The 22,120-nt window shown below is 37.8% G+C and carries 32 protein-coding genes; 19 read left to right on the top strand and 13 right to left on the bottom strand.

The features are described 5' to 3' along the window. Positions 1-29 precede the first annotated feature (29 nt). The 8 genes from GSY47_RS01185 to GSY47_RS01150 all read left to right on the top strand — a co-directional run bounded on the left by GSY47_RS01185 (position 30) and on the right by GSY47_RS01150 (position 4,686). On the top strand, positions 30-644 hold the full coding sequence (locus GSY47_RS01185) for an arsenate-mycothiol transferase ArsC (RefSeq protein ID WP_219071072.1): 615 nt from the start codon (positions 30-32) through the stop codon (positions 642-644). A gap of 1 nt (position 645) precedes the next feature. Beyond that, complete coding sequence (gene arsB / locus GSY47_RS01180) at positions 646-1,731, top strand: ACR3 family arsenite efflux transporter (RefSeq protein ID WP_129053268.1); 1,086 nt, start codon at positions 646-648, stop codon at positions 1,729-1,731. A 7-nt stretch (positions 1,732-1,738) separates the two neighbouring features. Beyond that, a complete protein-coding gene (locus GSY47_RS26105; RefSeq protein WP_246611232.1) occupies positions 1,739-1,948 on the top strand; it encodes a metallophosphoesterase family protein in 210 nt (69 codons plus the stop codon). 154 nt (positions 1,949-2,102) lie between these two features. Beyond that, positions 2,103-2,309: a hypothetical protein gene (locus tag GSY47_RS01170; protein ID WP_219071073.1), complete on the top strand. Its 207-nt coding sequence runs from the start codon at positions 2,103-2,105 to the stop codon at positions 2,307-2,309. Between the two features lie 88 nt (positions 2,310-2,397). Beyond that, a complete protein-coding gene (locus GSY47_RS01165; RefSeq protein ID WP_219071070.1) occupies positions 2,398-3,273 on the top strand; it encodes an AraC family transcriptional regulator in 876 nt (291 codons plus the stop codon). Positions 3,274-3,344: 71 nt separating this feature from the next. Next, a complete protein-coding gene (locus GSY47_RS01160) occupies positions 3,345-4,010 on the top strand; it encodes a hypothetical protein (protein ID WP_219071069.1) in 666 nt (221 codons plus the stop codon). Between the two features lie 75 nt (positions 4,011-4,085). Beyond that, positions 4,086-4,475: a hypothetical protein gene (locus GSY47_RS01155; protein WP_219071068.1), complete on the top strand. Its 390-nt coding sequence runs from the start codon at positions 4,086-4,088 to the stop codon at positions 4,473-4,475. Positions 4,476-4,479: 4 nt separating this feature from the next. Next, a complete protein-coding gene (locus GSY47_RS01150; protein WP_219071067.1) occupies positions 4,480-4,686 on the top strand; it encodes a hypothetical protein in 207 nt (68 codons plus the stop codon). Between the two features lie 141 nt (positions 4,687-4,827). Here the strand turns inward: GSY47_RS01150 and GSY47_RS01145 are convergent, their stop codons facing one another. Continuing rightward, positions 4,828-5,337, bottom strand: coding sequence for a response regulator (locus tag GSY47_RS01145; protein WP_095927791.1), 510 nt, complete (start codon positions 5,335-5,337; stop codon positions 4,828-4,830). Between the two features lie 369 nt (positions 5,338-5,706). Here GSY47_RS01145 and GSY47_RS01140 point away from each other — a divergent pair, with 369 nt between their 5' ends. Beyond that, positions 5,707-6,105 carry an NAD(P)-binding domain-containing protein gene (locus GSY47_RS01140; protein ID WP_219071066.1) on the top strand — a complete coding sequence of 133 codons (399 nt, stop codon included), beginning with the start codon at positions 5,707-5,709 and terminating at the stop codon, positions 6,103-6,105. 406 nt (positions 6,106-6,511) lie between these two features. On the opposite strand, the gene GSY47_RS01135 is transcribed toward GSY47_RS01140, so the two are convergent. The 4 genes from GSY47_RS01135 to GSY47_RS01120 form a co-directional block, all read right to left on the bottom strand. Next, positions 6,512-6,766: a hypothetical protein gene (locus tag GSY47_RS01135; RefSeq protein WP_095927794.1), complete on the bottom strand. Its 255-nt coding sequence runs from the start codon at positions 6,764-6,766 to the stop codon at positions 6,512-6,514. Between the two features lie 220 nt (positions 6,767-6,986). Further along, positions 6,987-7,196, bottom strand: coding sequence for an ATP-binding protein (locus GSY47_RS26400; RefSeq protein ID WP_379786624.1), 210 nt, complete (start codon positions 7,194-7,196; stop codon positions 6,987-6,989). A gap of 329 nt (positions 7,197-7,525) precedes the next feature. Then, entirely contained in the window at positions 7,526-7,951 is a 426-nt protein-coding gene (locus GSY47_RS01125; protein ID WP_219071064.1) for a response regulator, read from the bottom strand. A 267-nt stretch (positions 7,952-8,218) separates the two neighbouring features. Next, a complete protein-coding gene (locus GSY47_RS01120; RefSeq protein WP_219071063.1) occupies positions 8,219-8,581 on the bottom strand; it encodes a helix-turn-helix domain-containing protein in 363 nt (120 codons plus the stop codon). A 733-nt stretch (positions 8,582-9,314) separates the two neighbouring features. On the opposite strand from GSY47_RS01120, the gene GSY47_RS01115 reads away from it, so the two are divergent. After that, positions 9,315-9,617, top strand: a complete 303-nt coding sequence (locus GSY47_RS01115) for a hypothetical protein (RefSeq protein ID WP_219071062.1) — start codon at positions 9,315-9,317, stop codon at positions 9,615-9,617. 229 nt (positions 9,618-9,846) lie between these two features. Next, a complete protein-coding gene (locus tag GSY47_RS01110; RefSeq protein ID WP_219071061.1) occupies positions 9,847-10,038 on the top strand; it encodes a cold-shock protein in 192 nt (63 codons plus the stop codon). 335 nt (positions 10,039-10,373) lie between these two features. On the opposite strand, the gene GSY47_RS01105 is transcribed toward GSY47_RS01110, so the two are convergent. The 7 genes from GSY47_RS01105 to GSY47_RS01075 all read right to left on the bottom strand — a co-directional run bounded on the left by GSY47_RS01105 (position 10,374) and on the right by GSY47_RS01075 (position 16,946). Next, positions 10,374-11,288 carry a helix-turn-helix domain-containing protein gene (locus GSY47_RS01105; RefSeq protein ID WP_219071060.1) on the bottom strand — a complete coding sequence of 305 codons (915 nt, stop codon included), beginning with the start codon at positions 11,286-11,288 and terminating at the stop codon, positions 10,374-10,376. A gap of 73 nt (positions 11,289-11,361) precedes the next feature. Next, positions 11,362-12,372: an NADP-dependent oxidoreductase gene (locus tag GSY47_RS01100; protein ID WP_219071059.1), complete on the bottom strand. Its 1,011-nt coding sequence runs from the start codon at positions 12,370-12,372 to the stop codon at positions 11,362-11,364. A 1-nt stretch (position 12,373) separates the two neighbouring features. After that, positions 12,374-13,141: an SDR family oxidoreductase gene (locus GSY47_RS01095; RefSeq protein WP_219071058.1), complete on the bottom strand. Its 768-nt coding sequence runs from the start codon at positions 13,139-13,141 to the stop codon at positions 12,374-12,376. A 6-nt stretch (positions 13,142-13,147) separates the two neighbouring features. Beyond that, the gene (locus GSY47_RS01090) at positions 13,148-13,840 is read right to left on the bottom strand and encodes an SDR family oxidoreductase (RefSeq protein WP_219071057.1); all 693 of its coding nucleotides are present in this window, start codon (positions 13,838-13,840) and stop codon (positions 13,148-13,150) included. Positions 13,841-13,958: 118 nt separating this feature from the next. Further along, entirely contained in the window at positions 13,959-14,549 is a 591-nt protein-coding gene (locus tag GSY47_RS01085; RefSeq protein WP_219071056.1) for a TetR/AcrR family transcriptional regulator, read from the bottom strand. A gap of 287 nt (positions 14,550-14,836) precedes the next feature. After that, positions 14,837-16,252: an SDR family oxidoreductase gene (locus GSY47_RS01080; RefSeq protein WP_219071055.1), complete on the bottom strand. Its 1,416-nt coding sequence runs from the start codon at positions 16,250-16,252 to the stop codon at positions 14,837-14,839. A 10-nt stretch (positions 16,253-16,262) separates the two neighbouring features. Further along, positions 16,263-16,946, bottom strand: coding sequence for an SDR family NAD(P)-dependent oxidoreductase (locus GSY47_RS01075; RefSeq protein WP_219071054.1), 684 nt, complete (start codon positions 16,944-16,946; stop codon positions 16,263-16,265). A 171-nt stretch (positions 16,947-17,117) separates the two neighbouring features. On the opposite strand from GSY47_RS01075, the gene GSY47_RS01070 reads away from it, so the two are divergent. From GSY47_RS01070 to GSY47_RS01060, 3 genes are all read left to right on the top strand, one after another. Beyond that, on the top strand, positions 17,118-17,408 hold the full coding sequence (locus tag GSY47_RS01070) for a TIGR03643 family protein (protein ID WP_219071053.1): 291 nt from the start codon (positions 17,118-17,120) through the stop codon (positions 17,406-17,408). Continuing rightward, on the top strand, positions 17,405-17,605 hold the full coding sequence (locus GSY47_RS01065; protein ID WP_219071052.1) for a hypothetical protein: 201 nt from the start codon (positions 17,405-17,407) through the stop codon (positions 17,603-17,605). Before GSY47_RS01070 ends, GSY47_RS01065 begins: the two co-directional genes overlap by 4 nt. 154 nt (positions 17,606-17,759) lie before the next feature. Further along, positions 17,760-18,182: a response regulator gene (locus tag GSY47_RS01060; protein WP_116751095.1), complete on the top strand. Its 423-nt coding sequence runs from the start codon at positions 17,760-17,762 to the stop codon at positions 18,180-18,182. A 246-nt stretch (positions 18,183-18,428) separates the two neighbouring features. Here GSY47_RS01060 and GSY47_RS01055 read toward each other — a convergent pair whose 3' ends face one another. Next, positions 18,429-18,860, bottom strand: a complete 432-nt coding sequence (locus tag GSY47_RS01055) for a hypothetical protein (RefSeq protein ID WP_219071051.1) — start codon at positions 18,858-18,860, stop codon at positions 18,429-18,431. Between the two features lie 362 nt (positions 18,861-19,222). Between GSY47_RS01055 and GSY47_RS01050 the strand changes: the two genes are divergently transcribed. From GSY47_RS01050 to GSY47_RS01030, 5 genes are all read left to right on the top strand, one after another. Further along, a complete protein-coding gene (locus GSY47_RS01050; RefSeq protein WP_219071050.1) occupies positions 19,223-19,603 on the top strand; it encodes a hypothetical protein in 381 nt (126 codons plus the stop codon). Between the two features lie 276 nt (positions 19,604-19,879). Then, positions 19,880-20,317 carry a hypothetical protein gene (locus tag GSY47_RS01045; protein WP_219071049.1) on the top strand — a complete coding sequence of 146 codons (438 nt, stop codon included), beginning with the start codon at positions 19,880-19,882 and terminating at the stop codon, positions 20,315-20,317. A 137-nt stretch (positions 20,318-20,454) separates the two neighbouring features. Then, positions 20,455-20,853, top strand: coding sequence for a hypothetical protein (locus tag GSY47_RS01040; RefSeq protein ID WP_219071048.1), 399 nt, complete (start codon positions 20,455-20,457; stop codon positions 20,851-20,853). A 9-nt stretch (positions 20,854-20,862) separates the two neighbouring features. Further along, the gene (locus GSY47_RS01035; RefSeq protein ID WP_219071047.1) at positions 20,863-21,552 is read left to right on the top strand and encodes a VIT1/CCC1 transporter family protein; all 690 of its coding nucleotides are present in this window, start codon (positions 20,863-20,865) and stop codon (positions 21,550-21,552) included. A 105-nt stretch (positions 21,553-21,657) separates the two neighbouring features. After that, positions 21,658-22,092: a thioredoxin family protein gene (locus GSY47_RS01030; RefSeq protein WP_219071046.1), complete on the top strand. Its 435-nt coding sequence runs from the start codon at positions 21,658-21,660 to the stop codon at positions 22,090-22,092. Positions 22,093-22,120: the final 28 nt, after the last annotated feature.

The raw sequence follows: 22,120 nt of genomic DNA, 5'->3' as shown, positions 1-22,120 counted from the left end.
AATCAATAAACCTTTACAGCCAAAAAACTATGTTATATCCACAAATTGAGAATACCGTTAAATCATTTGATTTTAAGCAGATCTCCGAAGAGCGCAAAGCAGTCCTGCAGCCACTAATCGACTTCATTCAGACAAAAGCGGACGGTAAGCTGGAAACCAGACTAAACCTAATCTGCACGCACAATTCCAGAAGAAGCCATCTCTCGCAGGTTTGGGCGCAGACTGCGGCTGCCTATTACGGCATCGAAAACGTTTCATGCTATTCGGGGGGAACCGAGGCTACTGCCCTTTTCCCAATGGCAGCGGAGATTTTGAAGCATTCAGGATTCAACATCAAAACTCTTTCAGAGGGATCAAACCCCGTTTATTCCATAAAATATTCACCTGACGGACTTCCTGTCATTGGTTTTTCCAAAACCTATGATGATGATTTCAATCCTGAAAGCGGATTTGCCGCAATAATGACCTGTTCGCAGGCTGCCGGTGGATGCCCGTTTATAGCAGGCGCTGAGAAAAGAATCCCGATCACTTTTGAAGATCCAAAAATTTCCGACGGAACGCCTCAGCAGAAAGAAACTTATCTGGAGCGCAGTCTGCAGATTGGAACTGAAATGTTTTACATATTCTCACAAATAAAAAAATAAAATGTCAGCAAATAACTGTGCACCAGCTGTCGGACGCAAAAAGTTAAGCTTCCTTGACCGCTTCTTGACCCTTTGGATTTTCCTTGCTATGGCTATAGGCGTGGCTATAGGATACTTTATTCCTTCCAGCGGAGATTTCATCAATTCTTTCTCCAGCGGAACAACAAACATTCCATTGGCAATAGGACTTATCCTGATGATGTACCCGCCACTGGCAAAAGTAAAATACGAACAGATGGGACAGGTTTTCAAGAACACTAAAGTCTTGGGCGCCTCTTTATTCCTGAACTGGATTGTAGGCCCTGTCTTGATGTTTTTGTTGGCGCTCCTGTTTTTAAGCGGATATCCTGAATACATGATCGGGGTGATCCTGATTGGCCTGGCACGCTGTATCGCAATGGTTGTGGTATGGAACGATCTGGCAGACGGAAACCGCGAATATGCTGCAGGACTAATTGCCCTAAACAGTATTTTTCAGGTACTGCTTTATAGTGTATACGCTTACATTTTTATAACCATTCTACCTCCCTATTTTGGATATGATGGTTTTGAAGTCAATATCATCATTGCACAGATTGCCGAGAGTGTGGGTATCTATCTAGGTATTCCATTTGCTCTGGGAATCATAAGCCGCTATGCTTTGATAGCTTTAAAAGGCTCTGAATGGTTTGAGGATAAGTACGTGCCGTTTATCTCACCGATTACTCTTATTTCACTGCTCTTTACGATCATTGTAATGTTCAGCCTGAAAGGGGAACTTATTGTTCAAATCCCGATGGATGTCGTGCGTATTGCAATACCGCTTGTCATATACTTTACTTTAATGTTTGTCATCAGCTTTTTTACAGGAAAATATTTTGGGGCTGACTATTCAAAGGCTACATCTATTGCGTTTACAGCCACCGGCAATAATTTTGAATTGGCTATTGCCGTGGCAATTGGAGTATTCGGAATAAACAGCGGACAGGCATTTGCAGGTGTTATTGGTCCTTTGGTAGAAGTACCTGCTCTTATAGCACTGGTAAACCTTGCATTTTGGTTTAGAAAAAAGTATTTTACAAAACAACTGCCTGCAGAAACTGCTTAAAAGAAATATGAGAATTGCAATAATATCGGATATACATGCGAACTTCCCTGCATTGGAGCAGACCTTAAAAAGTATTGAAGAGCAGAATATTGACGCTGTTTACTACCTAGGAGATTTCAATGAGATCCGTAAAAAGCATATTCCTAACCTTGCGGGAAATCACGACGTCACAGCTGTCAAGATACACAATGACGTTTCAAATCACATTGAAAGCTAAGCATATCAGATTGTGGGTCAAGAGCAGATAAAATATCTTTCTGCTCTTCCTGCCCACATCAAACTTGAATATCAGACGGCCAGAAAACTTATAAAGATTTTGATGGTTCATGGCAGTCCTTACAGCGACAGGGAATATCTGCTTGAGGATAAAAATGAGAAAGATTTTACTGACATCACCTGCATCTTATATTTTTACTTTTACCGGTTATATTATCAATCGGCCGCCTCCAGAAGATGCCGCTGAAAGCATACAGCGGATATTCAGCACCATTCTTTTTGACCGTCCCAATCTGGGCGCCGTATTGGTTTTAATCCTTTTAATGCAGTATTATGCACCTGTAAGCTGTTTGAATAATTAAACAGCGGTCCGGCTATGCATAATCCGGGTTTAAATAACTATTTTTACAGCCTTGCAGCCTATATGATCATGCGGAAAACATACTGATAATGAAGAGATTTAAATTCTTAAAAAACAAATATAAAGCTGAGCTGCTTATCGATACAGGCACTTACAGGGACATTCCATACTATTTTTTTGAAAGTGAGCTCCATGATACCGATTTCTACGAAATTATATTTTTCTCTAAAGGAAACGGGGTTTTAGAACTTGACCAGCAGCGAATTGAAATTTCAGACCAAACCGTGATTTTTATTTCTCCATTTCAAAAAAGAAAATGGTTTTTGGACAAGACTAAAATAGAGTGTTCTTTCCTTTTTTTCCAGGACAGCTTCCTATCTGATTTCTTCTCTGACAAGCTCTTCACTTTCAGGCTGCAGTATTTCTACAACAAAACCAAACCGCTCTATATCAAGGTTAATGATGACTTCTTTTCACAGTTGGAGAATATAATCTGCGAGCTGCTCGCTGAGATAAAAACATTCAGATCAGACAGCGAACACCTTATAAGGGCACTGCTGTATGTTATACTGATCAAACTCAACCGGGCCTATGCATCGCATTACCTTCTCTCCTGCGAAACAGAAAATAACAGCATTGCATTTATGTTCAAGGAGATCCTCCAGAATCAAGTCCGCAGGACAAGAAACATCGACTATTACGCCCGGCAGCTGGGCATCAGCAGGGTTACGCTCAATAAATGCATCAAAAAGCAGTTCGGGGTTACCGTCTCTGAAATGGTAAATGAATTTATACTCTTTGAAATAAAGTCCCTGCTGTGTTATACCAGGCTTAATGTAAATGAAATCTCATGCCGGCTTGAATTCTCCCAGGCCAATCATCTAACGCGTTTCTTCAAGGCGCAGACCGGGACTTCCCCAAAAGAATTCAGGAATGCTTATCAAAATGGTAGTTCTGTTATCTAACCGGTAATTATTCCCTTTGGGCTGTATTGTATTTTTGCGGATGAAAATATTTTTCTAAAAACAGCCTATCCATGAAAAACAGCACCAGATCTGCCTTAATGTTTACCTTGATACTGCTCCCCTGCTTACTATTTGGACAGCAGCAGCAAACCATTGAACTTGCTGATTTATACAAAAAAGGTAAGCTGAAACCGGTAAACAGAGAGGTCAAAATTGTTTCCAGTGACAGCGGAGCCTATCTAAAAATAGCCCAAAGCAAAAAGGAAGGCCTTGTATGGCTGCCTTTTAAGGACTTTAAAAACGGTACAATTGAAATCCAAATGCGGGGAAAAGACGTTTTCCAGCGGAGTTTTATAGGGATTGCCTTTCACCGTGCCGATGACAGCACTTATGATGCTGTCTACTGCCGTCCTTTTAATTTCTCTGCTAAAGATTCCATACGCAGAATTCATGCCGTACAGTATATTTCCCATCCCGATTTTACCTGGGATAGATTAAGAAAGCAGAGCAATGCGGTTTTTGAGAAAGAAATCATCAATCCGCCAGACCCCAACGGCTGGTTTACAATGAAATTAGTAATTGAGGGCGCAACTGTCAAAGCCTTTATAAACAATGCGGCCCAGCCTTCCCTTACAGTGCAGAAACTCAGCAGTGCATCACAGGGAAAAATAGGGCTCTTTACAGCAGACAGCAGCGGAGGAGACTTTAAAACCATGAGGATCAATTATAAAAATTAAAAACAATGCCCCCTGGATGCCGGGAGAGCCTACTTCTGTGATAAAATTCATTTATGGACTCCCAGGCACCCCCTTATGTCAAGAAAGGCCTGTAAATATGAGCTAATATCAAATATTATGATCAAAAGAATACTTTTAATTACCCTTATTTTTATGCCCCTTTTCACTGCTCAATCACAGAAGGAAAGCTTCAGTATCTGGGGAAGGATTGTAGATAGCGGATTCAATCCTATTGAATCATTTTCAATTAAGGTTTTCGAGCTTAATGCTTTTACAGATCAGAGAAAAAAAATCCAGGATTTAAAGGTCTGGGATCATAATGGGGAATTTTTAATAAAAAACCTTAGCGCGCAGCCTTATCTTATTGAAATTACAGTTGAAAATTATACCCGGTACAGCATTATAAAAACAGTGGCAGATAAAAACGAATCAGTAGGAGAAATCGTTTTACAGAATACCTGGTAAACCAATGAAGACCAAACAATCCCTGCATTGTGTCCTTTTGAAACCACAACTTACCAAAATGATGCTCTCTTATAAAACAGATTTTTTTGATCAGCAAAAAAATGCCTCCCAGATTTTAGCCCCGATTGGCAGTGAAATCCTTCTGCGCCGTGGTCCGCTACAAAAGATTATAACAGACAGCGGGGACAGTTCCATGAAAAAATTAATTTGATACCTGTACTTTATTGTGATAATATGATTCCCATTACACGAAGACCTGCCTGCTTCCCTTTTTTGAGGACTTTGATCCGGACAACACAGATCATGCTGCATGACTTTGATCCCATTAAAATGCACAGTGAAAAAGCCCCGGTCATTCCCGGTTTGACAAATGCTTTTCCGAGACAAAAAATAAATTTCTAACCGGACCCATCAAGGCTTTGGCCCAGTGCAGAAAGAACACTTTTTTCAGCAGCAGCACAAATCCGGCAAAAGAACTGGGTTTCTGCAAATATAGGTCGGCCCCCTTCTCAAAGGCATCTTCAATATCCGAAGCATGATCCCAAGTGGAAAGCATAACGGCCGGGATGTCCCGAAGCCCATCGTCTTTCTTTATTTCCTCCAGCGCCTCTTTCCCTCCTTTAACGGGCATATTGATATCGATAAAAATCATATCGGGATTGGGCTTGGATTCATCCCTGAGCGTATCTAGGAGCTCCTGACCATTTTCAACGGTCGTTACCTCAGAGGGCACCTCAGCCTCCTCCAAGGCATCAAGGAATAATTCCTGGTCTTCGGTATCATCCTCGGCCAGTATAATCTTTACCGGCTCTTTTTCATCTGCCCCTTCAGGGGACGTGCGGGCATTCTCAGAATTTATCATCTCAAAGCGGATTTAAACTCATCAAATGTAGCGCAAAAATGCTTAGAAGATTCCTGTAAACCAATAATATTAAAAACAGCAGGAAATTTAGCCCGCAAAGAGCAGGCACAAATAATTCAAAAAAAACTGCCGGCCAGATTTTATAAAGCACTATGGCCTCGCTGACAATTCTGCTGCCTTTACCGGAGATCAGACCCGGTCTTTGAAAAAAAATCCAAAAACAGGTAAAAATACGGGCAGGTCTGCAAGGCATTTGTACTAATTTTAGTCTGATTAAAAAAATCTTAAAAAAAACCGGCGCGAGCTTCAAGGCTGAGAGTCTGTGTATGTTCTATATAATGAGCCCTGTATCATTAAACCTAAATAATTATGAGAATTGGAATCATAGGAATCGGCAGCCTTACCCTTGAACTGGCCATAAGGTCTGCCAGGGCAGGATATAAAATTACCCTGCACAATCCCAGGGGCAGCAGCCTTGTAGGGGAAGTTACTGCAAAAATGGGATCCAATGCCGCCCTTGGCTCCCTTGAGAAGGCAGCGGCAGCAGATATTATACTTTTATTCCTTGCAAAGGATGATCTGGAGTGTGTCTTGAAGAAGCTGCCGGAGATGTCAGGAAAAATAATCCTGCATACCAGCAGCCTGATTTTTGATCCCCACTCGCTTTTATCGGGCATAACCCATACAATGACCTACAAAATTACGGCATCGCTGCTCCCCCGAGGCCCATATTGTAAAGCTCTTCAATCCGATAGATTTAAAAGCTGACAGCAAATGCACGGCCCATACAAATAGGGAAGAAATATTTTTTATTGCCGATCACAAGGCTTCGGGAAACTGCACCCGGAATTTTCTTAAAACACTGAATTTTACACCCATTGATCTTACCGGCAGGCTGCATCTGCAAAATACAGCAATGAAATTAAAACCAGTAATGCGTCCCCGCAGAGGGCCGTTTTCATAATAAACCGAATTAAAAAGACAGCTTCCTGCATCGGACCGCAATGAAAACCAAAGCTCACTTGTTAGGGTATAAAAAAAGCTGCCCCGGCGTATGGGATGCTCCGGCCTTCTGATGTGAAGAAAACGGTTTTTCGGATCTTTGATACCAAAAACAAAAAAGCCCGCCTGGGTACAGCAGACGGGCCTGGGTAAAAATCCTGAGTTAATTGAGTTAAGCTGGGTAATCTATTGATATGGTCTGCGAGAGGTTCTGCTCACTTATAAAGGCCTCAATATACTGCTGCACTTCATTTCTTTTATCGGGCTGGGTCTCAAAAGTATTGATATGATACTGCTCGTCCTGGTCCATGATATGGATAATCTCGGTATAGCCTTTTGAAATAAGGCTTCCTTTTAATTTAATTACCCTGAGCTGCTGCTGAGGCTCCAGATCCTTTCTCACCCTGAATTGTACTTGTCTGTGCATTGTAAAAAAAACTTACGGTGATAAACCGCTGTGATTATAAATCAAATATAATTATTAAAAAGCTAACCCAGGCATGCCTGAATGTTAAAAAATAACCTGTACGGCCTAAAATTTGCTGCTCCGCTGCTTTAAGAGCAGCAGCAACGTAAAGACCGAGCCCTGGTCCTTTGGCTTTTGTGGTGCCGCCATGCTGCTCAGCAATTTTCCTGCAGAGCGAAAGCTACACACCGCTGCCTTCATACTGGTCTTTGGAATGATGACAGTCAAAGGACGTGAAGATCCGCTCACTGTCAGCATCATTAAGCCCGATGCCATTATCCTCAATACTGATCTGCATCCAATCCCCCTGCTCGTCTTCTATGATACCGCAGGCGATAGCCACACGGGGCGGTACCTCTGCTTTGGATAATTTCAGGGCATTGTGCACCAGACTGTAAAAAAGCTCTGTCTTTCAAATATGTCCGCAATCCATTAAAGCTCAATATCCCTTGTTTCTTTTCAGTACTTTGATATAACAGCAGACTGCGGCAATGAACGCTGAAAGAAAATTGGAGTGAATGCTGAAAGTAAAACTGATAATAATATCACTTGTGCCCTGAGATTAAAAATACCTGCAGCGGCAGATCCGGCTGCTCTGCCTTGGCACTCACTGCCTAGCCCCCCGCAAAAGCTTTGACTGCGCAGAGAAATACAGCCACGGCTGCTAAGCAGCAGGCCGGCCGGCCACTTCAAATCATCCTTTGAATAAAATAAAAAATTTCAGCTTAAAAGGAAACCATGACCCGCATGTGGATCCTTCCAGTCAATTTCCATGACTCTGCGTATCAGGAATTTTAAATCCCTGTATGATACGGGCTTGACGGCATAAAAATCCGCCCCCATACCAAAGGCACGCTCCATAGTTCGGGGATTTCCCGAGGTGGAAAAAATAATAACCCGAATGTCTTTTATATCTTCTGAGCAGCTGCGTATTTCTTTAAGACATTCAAAACCATCTTTTAAGGGCATCTGCAGATCAAGAAGGATAAGGTCTGGAAGCGGATCTGGCTTTACAGACAGGGCTTCCATAAGCGCTTTGCCGTTTTCAAAAAGCCTCAGGCCCGCCAAAGGGAACATCTCATAAAAAAGCTCGGCAAAAATTTCCCTGTCATCAGGATCGTCATCGGCAAAATAGATATTTTTCATAGCTTTATGGCGTAATATTCTCTATTTTATAGTATAAGTTTAAGGAATCTTAAAATTTAAAAAGCCATATCTATAATCTATATTGACTTAAAACTTTAAAATCTGATGATACAAAATATTACTAATAATTAAATATACACAATTTTCCGGAACCTGAACAAAAACAGGAATCTTACCGTAATTGAAACTTTTTCTTAACTGATTTCAAGCCCCTGCACCACAAAGGCATTGCTGCCGCAGCCTGCTCTAAGCCAGAGGAAAACTCTCTTAAAGGCACCCGAATTTATTTTTATAAAGATTGAGTTCCTTGTCGGTTTTTTCCAGCAGTTTCTCCAGAAGGGCAATCTTGTCACTGTAGAGCCTGTTTAAAACACTGCCCTGTCCTGTGCCGGCAATGCTTTTAAAGCCGGGTTCCACATAATGACTGATGTCAAACTTTATGATGTTTCTAACATCCATTTCAAAGACTGCGGCAATTTCTTCCAGCTTTTCAAAACTCAACCGGTTTGAGCCTTTTTCAATCCTGCTGTAGCCCGCCTGTGTGATATTAAGCCTTAAGGCCATATACTCCTGGGTGTAATTTTTAAGTTCTCTGATTGTTTTTATATTTTCATTTATTCTGCTGTACATAAATCTGGATTTAATTACGTTTAAATTTTTATGCTGACGAACATGCTGAATCAGGCACTACTGCAAATAAATAAACCTGAGGTTTTCATGCAATAACAAATGTTAACTGTTTGGATGTTTTTTTTCATGGCATACTCCAGGCAGCTCAGGTGCACGGTACTGATATTAAGGCATGAAGCAATATAATACTGCGGCACCCGCTGCGTAAAGCCTGCAAACTGGATATTCATGGTTTTATAGCACTCCATGGGAGAATGCATGTAAAAATCCTTTATCTTTTCGTTAAGCAAAAAAATAATCTCCCATAATAATTCTTCGCAGCTTATCTCCATATCTCTAGATTTCACATAGATTCATATACAAATTAACGCTGCAAAGACCGTAAAAATTTCCTAAAAAATATCAAAACTCTGCCTGGCCGCTATAAAATAGTACTTCCAGCCGAACTTAAAATTTTGCTTTATGCCGTCAGCCTGTTTTACATGATTGCCTGCCAGGAAAAATGGATTCAAATTCAGCAAGGATTGTCTGTCATGCAGAGCGCTCTTTGGCATCTTAATTACTTACTGCCTGCTTTTTTTTTCCTTAAAAATTCTAAACTGATTATTTTCAGCTCACACCTTTTACAGGAGTGAGGGAAGAATGCTTTGTGATTTAAAACCTTATATAAAAAAATAGCTTCCCATTTTTTTTTATTTTTGATTCAATTTTCTTATTTTAAAAAAAATATTTTGTGGAAAAAACTTTTGTGCTTGCTGATAAAATACTTCAATTACTTGCAGCAAATATTAATTCATGCCTTACTTTTGAAGAGCTCTCAGAACTGCTTAACCCGGTTTTTAAAACCTCAGGCATGAATATCGGCGATCCGTCTCTTGAAAAGCTGAAGCATGCAGAAACAGTAGATGCCATAATATTTTTGGAACAGCAGGGATATATCGTTTTAAATCCAGATAATGACCAGAGCACCGTAAGCCTTAAGGGGATAATTAAAATAAAAAATGACGGGGGCTTAAAAAGCAGCTTACCAAGCTAAAACAATTCACCTGCCTGATAAACTTTAAAGAAGCCGGCGATGCAAACAGATAAAATAATGCCAATATTCATAACCTTTGTTAATTATAAAAAAAGAATATAAAAAAGCATGCAGACCAGCAGTTATGCCTTTAAACTTCTTCCTAAAAGTTAATAAAAACACAATTTAATTTCTTTTTACCCTTTACCGCATTTTAATACACTATATTTGAACAAATTAAATATTTAAGATGCAAGAAGGTACAGTAAAATTCTTCAATGAAGAAAAAGGTTTCGGATTTATAACACCAAATAACGGAGGAAACGAAATTTTTGTCCATGTTTCAGGTCTATCGGAAAATATCCGTGAAAACGACTCGGTTCGATACGACATAAAAGAAGGCCAAAAAGGGCCAAACGCAGTGAATGTAATAATAGCTTAACATAACTATAAGAACACTTTGATAAAGCATCTGTCCCAGACAGATGCTTTTTTTTTATCATAAAAAAATTCAAGAGCCTTTTGTCCTTATTAAATTAGTTTTTTAAGCATTCCGCTGAATATAAAACCATGAAACGGAAAACATTAAATAAATTATTTGGCATATGTGATAAGCTTCATCAATATAGATGTAAATCAAAGAATGATTTAAGGGATCTTTTCTTATTGCAGGTCCGGACCAGTTTGCTTATTGGATAATAAAAAAGCAAACAATTATTTTCTGTTCTGAACTAAATAATTGATAATACGCTTAAGGATTATCAGTATTGCTTAATATTAAGATATTTCTTTTAAGCTGGATCTCCTGAAATCCAAAGGTGAGATACCGGTATATTTTTTAAAATATTTTACAAAATAAGAGTTATCGTCAAAACCTAAGCAATTTCCAATTTCACTGATATTGTAATTGGTGCCAAGTAGCATTCTTTCTGCTTCTGCAATAATCCTTTCGCAGATAATCTCAGAGGGACTTTTATCTAATAATTGGCTGGTAAGACCCGATAATGTCCTGGAAGAGATCTGCATAAGTTCTGCATAATGGCAGATTTTAAGTTCTTTTTTATAATTTTCCTCTACCAGATCAAGAAATTTCATCAATAGCAGCTGCTTTTTACCCTCAGGTAAAATCCTGCGCCCATCAAATAGATATTCTTTTTCCCATCTATACTGAAGCTGGATAAGAAAAGCTTTGAGGTAAGATCTTAAAAGCTCTTCATGGCTGTTTTGATTTTTATCTGCGAATTCATTTCTAATCAGATTTAAATATTCATCTAAAATAAAGGCATCATCTCTGGTAAGTGAAAAAAATGGCCATTTGCGATTATCCAGCAGGCTGTGTTTTGAAAAAAATGCAGTATCCTTATTGTCCTGAATTAGAAATTCTTCATTAAACTGAATTAAAACTCCGCTGTAATTGGTGTTTCTGTCAAAATAATGGTTATCATTTTCAGTCAGAAAAAAAAGAGTGTTCTGGTCAATATCCCATGCTTTTAAATTAACAAAATAGCTGCCATTGCCCTTTTTAAACCAAATGATCTGATAGTGGTTCGCGGCATGGGCTTTCCTTCTTTTTTTATCATATTTTTTTAAGTAAGCATCAATTTGGTACAAAGAAAACCTTGGCACATTATGCTGATACTGATTCAGATGATACTCAGCAGTATTATCGGAGCTTCCATTATTTTTTTGCATTGAAGGCGATTAAAAAATTATACTTGTCTGAGAGTAGAAGCAGCATTAATGCGTTGGATTTTACTCCCTGGATTTACTGTTTCTCACTCTTTATCTCTATTACAGCTTTACCTTTCGAACGCCCGCTTTCTACATACTGCAGTGCCTGGTTAGTCTGCTCAAAAGCAAATATTTTATCCACTACGGGTCTGATAACCTCAGCTTCAATAAGATTTGTAATTTCCTGCAGCTGGCTTCCTTCTGCCCTCATAAATAGGAAACTGTAGTGCACCTGCTTTTTTTCAGCCTTATTTTTTACGCCATAACTAAGCAGGGACATAATGATTTTTAAATACCAAGGCAGTCCTATTTCTTTGGCAAATTCAGGTGTCGGCGGTCCTGAAATAGAAATTGCTTTTCCATTTGGTTTTAAAACATTCAACGATTTTTCAAGTGTTTTTTGATCCTGGCTGTTTACGACAACATCATAATCTTTAAGCATAGTTTCAAAATCATTTGTTTTGTAATCGATCAGTACGTCCGCTCCAAGGTTTTTAAGCAGATCAAAACTTTTTGTGCTGGCTGTTGTGGCAACCACTGCACCTAAGTGTTTTGCCAGCTGTATCGCTATAGTTCCAACACCACCCGAACCTGCCTGTACAAATGCTTTCTGCCCCTTTTTTAAATCTGCACGCTCAACCAGCGCCTGCCATGCCGTTAGTGCAACTAGCGGAATGGAAGCGGCTTCATTCATTGAAATGTTTTTGGGTTTAAATGCCACATCTTTTTCATTTACTGCGATATACTGGGCAAAGGTTCCTGCATGATAGTCCGCAGGACGGGAATATACCTGGTCTCCCACTTTAAATTTCTTCACATCTTTACCTACTTGGGTAATGATACCGGCCACATCATGCCCCAGAATCATAGGGAGTTTATAAGGAAGCATCAATTTAAATTCTCCTGTTTTAATTTTTGAATCCAGCAAATTGACTCCCGCAGAATAAACCTCAATCAAAACATCGTTGCTGCCTACATCAGGAGTTGGGAGATCTGCAAGCTGAAGACCTCCTTTGGTATATTTATTTATGATAAATGCTTTCATATTAATTTTTTAAAAGCTGATAGCTTTTCTTCGGGTTAATTAGTTTATAGGCTGTTTTTGGAAAAAACCTGTTAACCAGGTTAAAGAGTTTCGCATCGCCCACACGGATGGTATAATTTTCCTTTTGAAGCCCGCTGATAAGTCCTTTTACCATTTCTTCAACCGATATTTTTTTATCTTTCCGGTCTGCTGTCATTTCTGTAGCAACAAGGGGAGGGACCAGTTCAAAGACTTTTACATTACTTCCAATAATTTTTAAGTGTTCACGAAGCGAAACCGTATAGAAAGCCAGTGCCGTTTTAGAAGAAGAATAAGTAGCTTCAATTAATGACGGGGCCTGGCTGAGTATTGATGTCGTATTTATTATCGCTGCTTCTTTTCTGGATTGCAGCATGTCCATAAAAAGATTATTAAGCCTGATAACCCCAATATAATTAACCTGCATTTCGTAGGCCGCACCATCAATATGTTTGTCATTTGGGATGCCTAAATTAGATGGAGGAACAAGTACGGCGGCATTATTATACAAAATATCAATGCCGCCCAATTCTCTTACTTTGCTGAAAAGAAATTTTGCATCTTCTTTATTTGCCGCATCGCTTTGAATCGCTGTAATCGCAGGATATGCCTTTTTAGCGGCATCCAACTTAACCTGATTTCTTCCCGTAATGATTACTTTGGCTCCAGCTGCCAAAAACTGTTTGGCCGCTTCAAACCCAATACCGGAAGCTCCTCCGGTAATCAAGATCGTTTTGCCTTTTATGTTCATAGTGCTTTATTTAAAGAATTGCTTAGAATCACCAACCGGAACATCAAACTGATTTTTTTCTAGAGCCAGAAACAATTCATCGGCTACTTCATCTGGTGATATACCGTCTGCTCCTCCTATCTCGGCTGAAAATTCGGTATTAACCAATGGCGGATATACTTCATAGATTTGAAGATTTTTTTCTTCTTCGTAAGTATACCGCAATGCAACAGTATAACTGTGCAGTGCCGCTTTTGTTGCTCCATAAGTGGGAACTAATTTATGACTTCCAAACACCGAAATAGATGAAATGTTAACTACAGCAGATTCCGTTTTTTGCAGTAAATGCGGCACTAAAAGCTCCGTAAAATGAATTACACTCAAATAGTTGGTATTCATTTCAATAGCGGCTTTTTGGTGGGCATTTAAAGTTTCACTCAGCAGATAACTAAATGCTGCTCCCGCATTGTTAATGATTACATTTACTTCTGGATAATCTTCTTTTAATTGTTTTGCAATTCGAATTCTATCAGCTTCTATAGATAAATCGCCTTGTATCGCAGCTGCATTATCCAATTCTTTTAAAGCACTCTGCAGGCGTTCTTCATTTCGCCCGTTAATTATGATCGTATTGCCTGATTGGCTTAGTTTTTTAGCAATTGCCAATCCTATTCCAGCACTTCCCCCGCTTATGAATATTGTATTCCCTGCTGTTTTCATTTTTATTTCTATTTAAATTATTTTTTATTCTTTAGTTATCAAATTAATAAATTCTCATTTTTAGACTTTTTAGTATATTTTAAAATAAACTTTTTGGTATATTTTTAATCAAAAAAAATTATAAGACGTATTGTTCTAATTCAGATTTCAGGCTTTTAACAAGTCCCTGCATTGGTTTTGCCGTCCCCATAACCCTGCACATTACAATTCCCCCTTCAACTGAAGCTGTCAATTTAAAAGCAAAGACAGCAGGATCAAGATTACTTGAAAATTCGCCCGTATTGATGCCTTCCTGCAGCAGAGCTTCTAATTCCTGCTGGCCGTTTCTAAATACTTTAGCTACTTTTTCTTTTATTAGAGGATAATTATCATCTGCTTCCACCGCAGTGTTAAATATAGGACAGCCTCCTGAAATATAAGTTTCGATTGGGTTTTTATAAAAATCTAAAAATGCACACACTTTACCTTTTATTGTTTTTGCTTGATAAACTGCGGCTCTGATTCTGTCTGAAACCATTTTTAAAGACAAATCAATAACCTGCTCAGATAAATCTTCTTTATTTTCAAAATGACCGTAAAGGCATCCTTTAGTAAGTTTTGTTGCTTCGAGAACATCATCAATATTCACCCCCGATATCCCCTTTTCATTATAAAGCGGCACCGCAGTTTCAAGTATAAATTGTTTTGTTCTTTCAGCTTTACTAAGCATTGCAAATTAATTAGGGCACAAATATACTAAAAAGTATATTTTAAAAATTAAAATTAACAATCATTTTTAAATTTAATAAATTAAGTGTCAAAAATCAAACAAGATCAGCCTGCTAAAGTATTCAATTACATGAATTAGTCCGGGCATTTGCTGCTGGCGCAAAATAATAAGTATTCAGCCAGCGTGGCCTGTCTTGTTTGACTGACCATTTTTTTCCGCTATTTTTGGCTGCCATCGCATCCACATTCAAAATAAAACTCTTTATATAATGCCCTTTCTAGATCAATTTAACTTGTTAATTCATTAATCATTCCGTTAAAAATAAAACCATGAAAAGGCAGAACTGAATACCAGTACAGCCTGCCTAATATTCCCTTAGGCTTAAAAGTGGCGGCCTGATATAATGTATTATTGAAAATTTTAAATTCGAGCCAGGCTTCTCCGGGCAGTTTCATTTCTGCATATAAAATTAATTTTCCCTGCTGCTTATCTGCATATACCACACGCCAGAAATCAAGTGCGTCCCCTGCATGAATCTCATGTCTGCTTGTTCTTCCGCGTCTGGCGCCCACCCCTCCAAAAATCTTATCAATAAAGCCGCGCAGGCTCCACAGCCAGTCTGCGTAATACCATCCGGTTTCTCCGCCGATAGACCAGATTTTAGATATTACAGCGTCCCTGTCAATGATTTTCCTTTTTCTTCTGTCAATAAAACAATCCTTTTTAGGAACCTTGAGATAATAAGCTGTGCTTCCTTTAAACTGCCCGCTGATCTGTGCGTCTTTCCAGCTCGAAGCCACCGCATCTTCATCGATTTTTATAAGCGCCCGCTGCAATGCCTGACTGTAACTCATTGGATTGACAAGCAATAAATCATTAATTCTTGTATCCCTGCAGACCACTTCTACTTTCATACTGCTCACGAGTGCCGAAGCCAGTTTAAAAGAAGTTGAAGTTATGAAATACAGCCAGTAGGATGACAATTTAGGGGTCATCACAGGCAGCGTATAAATATATCTTTTGAGTTTTTTTGCCTGGGCAAACCCCAGCAGCATTTCTTTATAGGTAAGGATATCGGGCCCGCCGATATCAAAACTTTCGTTATAGGTTTTAGCATTCAGCAGTGACCGCCTTAAAAACTCTAAAACATCGGCAATGGCAATAGGCTGGCATTTGGTATTAAGCCATTTCGGGGTAATCATAACAGGCAGTTTATGGACCAGATCACGTATGATTTCAAACGAAGCACTGCCGGATCCTACAATAATTCCTGCTCTGAGTGTGGTGGCTGGCTTTTTTCCGCTTTTTAAAATTTCTTCGACGGCTTTTCTGGAAGATAAATGTTTAGATAAAGATTTATCATTAACAATACCGCTTAAATAAATAATCTGCTTTGCACCTGTTTTGTTTATTTTATCCTTAAAATAATGGGCAGAAATACTTTCCAGCTCATCATAGTTAGATGCACCTGACATGGAATGAATAAGATAATATGCAGCATCGATATCATCAGGGATTTTTTCTACGCTTTCTGCATCTAAAAAATCAACTTCAAGAAGCTGGATATTTTTTAAAGCTTTATCTGGATAGTAGAACCTGCTTTTATCTCTCACACAGCAGATTACTTCATGTCCTTGATCCAGCAGTAAAGGCAGAAGCCTTTTGCCAATATATCCTGTTGCGCCTGTTAATAGAATTTTCATGTCTGCACGATTATATTTTAATACTAACCAGACCATAATCCATCTGAAAAATCTGGCCCGAAATTGATCCTGCCGCTTCAGAAATCAGATAATCTGCCATGTGTGCCACTTCCCGGGGTTTTAAATAATTTTTAAGCGGATGGCGCTCTATCATATTTTCTTTCATACGCTCATTGCGCAGAATCGAAGCAGATAATGATGTTTCAGTAATCGTTGGGGCAATGGCATTAATGCGTATTGCCGGAGCCAGCTCTGCGCCCAATGATTTTACAAGCCCTTCAACTCCGCCTTTAGCAGCGGCTATGCTGGCATGATACGGCATTCCGAGTTTTACTGCAACGGTGCTGAAAAGCACAATACAGGGATGTGCTGCTTTTTTTAAAGCCGGCAGATAATGCTGTATCGCTTTTACGGCGCCGATAACATTAATTTCAAAATCATTCCTGAAATCATCAATACTCAGACTTGAAATAGGTTTTAGGTTTATCGATCCCGGACAATAAATAAGAGCATCGAGACTTTCAATTTCGGGAAGATTATCATTTAAAATATCAGCCGGATAATGGATTAAATTAGGATGATAAATTTCAGGAGCAGTCCTGCTGATGTTATACACCTGCTTATTTTCTAACTGCTGCAGCAATATTGCACTGCCAATTCCCCTGCTGCCACCGATAACTGCTATTTTTTCCATTGTTCTATAATTTAATTATTGCATTGTAAATCAATTTTTTAAAGATGCTGTTTTCATCATAAAGATAGTTATTGTTTAACTTTTATCAAATAACATTAAACAAAAATAAATCTAATTAATTACCTTAGCGCTATTGCAGACAAAAAATGGTAATCTAAACAGCTTATTGGCATGAACACGAAACAAAGTAATTTTTCTCTCCTTGAACTGGATCGCATAATAGAAATGGCTTGGGAAGACAGAACCACTTTTGATGCCATAAAGTTTCAATTCAATTTATCAGAAGCTGATGTAAAGGCTTTAATGAAAAAAGAACTAAAATTCAGCAGTTATAAATTATGGCGCAGACGTGTTGAGAACAGCAAAACCAAACATGCAGCAAAACGTCCATCAGAAATCGATCGCTTTAAATGCAGCAGACAGCGCGGGATTTCTAACAATAAAATTTCAAAGCGAAGATGAAAACAAAATTTCTAGATTCTACAGATATTGATCAGCTGCAGAGCCGCGAAAGAGTTCATCTGATCAATAGTCTTGGAGGTTTTAAAAGTGTTTCACTCATTGGAACCAAAAGCCGGTCAGGAAATACGAATTTGTCTATCTTTAGTTCCCTGTTTCATATTGGACTTGCAACAAAAATCTTGGAACACATAATTTAGAGTAGATTCCTTTTTTGCCATAAAAATTAACGCGGTAACAGATAAAAAAGAGGTTGTACTAAATTTACATCAGTATACCTAATATACTTTATGCTCTAATTATTACTATATTAAAAAAAACGTTATACATTTAGATACTCTTAAAAATAATACAATGATAAAAAACGGTAATATCCTAATAATAGAAGATGATGCAGATGACAAGGAGATTTTAGAAGATGTAATTGTATCTCTGGGTACCACTAACAAAATCGTCTGGAAAATTAATGGCGCAGAAGCACTTGAATACCTATGTAACAGTAATGAAAAAATGCTGATTATTTTTTGCGATGTGAACATGCCAATTATGAATGGACTGGAGCTAAAGAGACTTATAGATGCTGACCCGGTCCTTAGAAAAAAAAGCATACCTTTTGTTTTTTACTCAACCGCAGCAACGGAAAATGCCATTGAAGAAGCTTACACTACACTTAGTATTCAAGGCTTTTTTAAAAAAGAAAATGACTTCCATAAAACAAAAGCAATTATCAATACAGTACTTGAGTACTGGAAAAATTGCGTTCACCCAAATACATAATTTTATTCTAAATGTGGAAAAATTAGGACAATTAACAAACAGTTGTCAACTGAATGGCCACACCAATTTTCGGAATAAGACCACTGAAAATTAGAATCTGGTTAACTTTGCTCTCCTTTCAGTTTCTGAAGAATTTCAAGACACCGTTTTCGTTTATCGATAATAGACCGGGAGATTTTGATGCTTTGTATGATGTAACATAAAAATTTTCGATAATTTAAACCGTAAATTGATTTAATTTATTTTCTATTCTTTCACCTGTTTGTAAACTTCAATTTTACCTATTACGTCAAAATCCAAAGTATAATTAATAGTGAATTGATAATTTTCATTCATCAAGATTATCATTTCAGTCTGATAAATCGAATTGCCCAAATTTAACTTTGGATTTTTGGATAAAATGAGATAATAGGGCAATGCACTTTGAGATAATTCATTATTGATCAACATATCAAATCCTTCTTTTGTGGTTTGCTCAACAAAACAAGAACCGGGAAAGTTAGGTTTATTTTTAGCTATAAAACTCTTAAAAAGTTCAAGATCTGATTTGTTAAAAGAAAGCGCTTGTAAATTTAAATTGCTAAACTTATCAAGTTTAAACCATTTAATATTTACAATTAACTTTTTAGAATCTAAGTTGTATTTAAAATAGGCCAGCTGCGTATTTATTGTATACATGGATAATATTTCTAATTAAATTACTACAGGATAAGTTTATTGGTAATGCTCTACAATTGGACATGTAATCCTATTAACAGCTGATAAATAAAAAATAAGGCGTTTTTTTAACAGTGGCTTTTATGCAATGGCTAATTTAGTGTGAATTCAAGAAAAAAAACAATCAAATTTAACATTTAGAACCATTCTAGTCAGTAGGAATAAACTTCCAGTAATAGCTTTATCGTCCTTTGTTTTTAAACAGCCTTTTATCTTTTTGCAGGTAAAACTTAAAAGTATTTTGGCAAGACTTAACTATTTACAACATTTCTAAACAAGTAGTTACCTGAAAATATTACAGGATTATTAGCTATATTTGAATTGTGAAAAAACACCTTTCCATATTATTTTTATCGGTCTACCTGCTTTCTATAACGCAATTGGTAGAGCTTATAAAGCTGCCTGTAATGGTAGAACATTATGTGGAACATAAAGAACGAAATCCTGCCTTAACAATTCTTGAGTTTTTATGCATTCACTATCAGGGACCAGATGTATATGATGCCGATTATGCTAAGGATATGAAACTGCCTTTTAAATCACACACCAATATCAGTTCTGTTGTATTTTACCCGTTGATACAAGAATACGAAACCATACAAAAAGTAAATTTTACGTATAAAAAACAAAATTTATATACGTATTCATTTACCTATTCTTCTATTTCCCTTTCCTCTATCTGGCAGCCGCCCAGAGACTGTTAATCGTTTTTTATCGGCTTAAAAATTTCACGTCTACTGGCGCGTGTTTTGCTATTGCTTATTTTTTACAACGACGATTAACAAAACAAACTTATGCTTTCTAAAAATAATTGAGTTTTGTGTAAGCAATAAACTCATCGCAGGGCTTTTTATAATTGCCCCGATTGGTCTATGAACAGCAATGTCAACAGGCACAAAATCGGGTTTAGCCAATGCATTGCCTGGATGAAAATGGAGAACAAAGAAGAATAGAAAATTAATACTTTAAAACAAAACATTATGAACGGAGCACATTATCACTTAGTATTGAACCACTTGCCTATTATTATACCCATTGTAGGTTTATTGATACTCATAGGCGGATTTGCAGTAAAATCTGAAATTGTAAAAAGAACAGCTTACTGTATTTTTATACTGGGAGCAATTACGGCATTTGCAGCAATAGCAACAGGCGAAGGCGCCGAGCATGTGGTAAAACAAATTGAGGGAATCTCTAAAAGTTTAATCCATGAACATGAAGAAAAAGCAGAGGTATTTGCTTTATTATCCTATGCATTGGGCATAGGTTCTATAGCCGCTTTATGGAGCAATTGGAAAAAGAAATTGTATGCTAATTATATTGCATTGGCTATAGTGGTGTACTGCCTGACAGTTTTATACTTTGGTCAGCAAACAGGCACTACAGGCGGGGAAATCAGACATTCTGAAATTAGATAACTGCTAACTGATTATTTCATAAAATATTTACGAACCTAAAATAGTATTATAAAATTCAGAATCATTCTACAAGTCTTAATCCATTACTTTACAATGTGTTGATGTAATTTTTATGATATAAAACAAAAAAATTTAATATGAATACAATTCAGGATGAGGCAAAACTTCATACCTTCTTAAAATCAGTTGATTCAAATATAGAGAAGCTTAATGACAAAAAAATAATAGCCTTTTTCGAATTTTTAGGATTAAAAGACCGTGAGGATATCCCTAAGGATTTTCTTGATTGGGAAAATATTCTTGTTGTGCTGCCAAATCGCGAGATGTTAAATGAAATAAAAAAATATAAGGATTCAATATACCGAATTTCATTTGTTACAAACGCAAATGCAAAGCAGATTCATATTTATGATATGAATGACTGGAAAAGTGCTACACAAAAAAAAACAGCATTACAAATAAGACAGTTTCTAAAAACTAATTTTGGAGGCGTTCCAAAAACCTCTGAAGATCCGGATTGGATTAAACTACTATAAATTAAAATTATGCACGTTGAAAATCATTATATCAATAGAAGCGGGTGGCTCAGGGCAGCAGTTCTGGGGGCAAACGACGGAATTTTATCGACCACTAGTTTAGCGATTGGTGTTGCGGCGGCGAGTATAACCAGAGAACCTATTTTGCTTGCGGCCGTAGCAGGTTTAGTAGCAGGTGCGCTTTCTATGGCGGCAGGCGAATATGTATCGGTAAGTTCCCAGTCTGATGTAGAAACTGCAGATTTGAAAAGAGAAAAAATCGCTCTTGAAACGCTGCCCGAAGAAGAACTGGAAGAACTCACCGATATTTACATTCAAAGAGGATTAAATAAAGAACTGGCCAGGCAGGTTGCTGTCGAATTAACGGCTCATGATGCCCTTGAAGCCCATGCCCGGGATGAACTGGGAATCAATGAAATCACACAGGCCAATCCTTTAACTGCAGCTTTTGCATCGGCCATATCCTTTATTATTGGTGGTTTATTGCCGCTTTTGGTGGCTATTTTTGCTCCTATCAAAGAAATGGTTTTTTATCAATATGGCTTCTCCATACTCTTTTTGGCATTATCAGGAATACTGGCAGCAAAAGCTGGCGGATCACATACTTTAAAAGCGGTATTACGTATCTGTATCTGGGGTACTTTTGCCATGGTAATGTCAGCACTCGTGGGTTATATTTTTGGTGTTCAGACTGCTTAGGGAATAGTTTTTTTGATTTAAAATTTAATCGAATCTTAAGCAAGCAAAAAAAATAAGATACCCAACAATTCGTTATTTCGTATATACTTAAAACAACTCCGCAAAATGAAACTAATTACAATGTTCCTTTTAATGACAGTACTTCCCATCAACTGGGAACCTGACTTTACTAATGCCAAAAAAGTGGCAAAGGAAAAGCACGAATTAATTCTACTCAACTTTTCCGGTTCAGACTGGTGCGGGCCTTGTATCGTGACGCGCAGAGACTATCTTGAAAATCAAACATTCACAGAGATGGCCAACGAGAATCTGGTACTGGTTAATGCTGATTTTCCACGAAAGAAGAAAAACATTGGAACTCCCCAGCAAGTAAAGCGAAACGAGGATTTAGCCGAAATTTACAATAAAGAAGGAAGTTTCCCTCTAACCCTGCTTCTTGATGCTGATGGAAAAGTTCTTAAAACCTGGCACGGAAAACCAGAAACTACTCCTGAGCAGTGGACAGCCGAAATAAAAGCAATCTGTGATAGCAAAAAGTAACATACTGAAAAAACAGAAGTATTCCGAG

The sequence above is a fragment of the Flavobacterium quisquiliarum genome, from assembly GCF_019308285.1.
Taxonomy (GTDB): domain Bacteria; phylum Bacteroidota; class Bacteroidia; order Flavobacteriales; family Flavobacteriaceae; genus Flavobacterium; species Flavobacterium quisquiliarum.
This window is presented reverse-complemented; position numbering and strand designations above follow the sequence as displayed.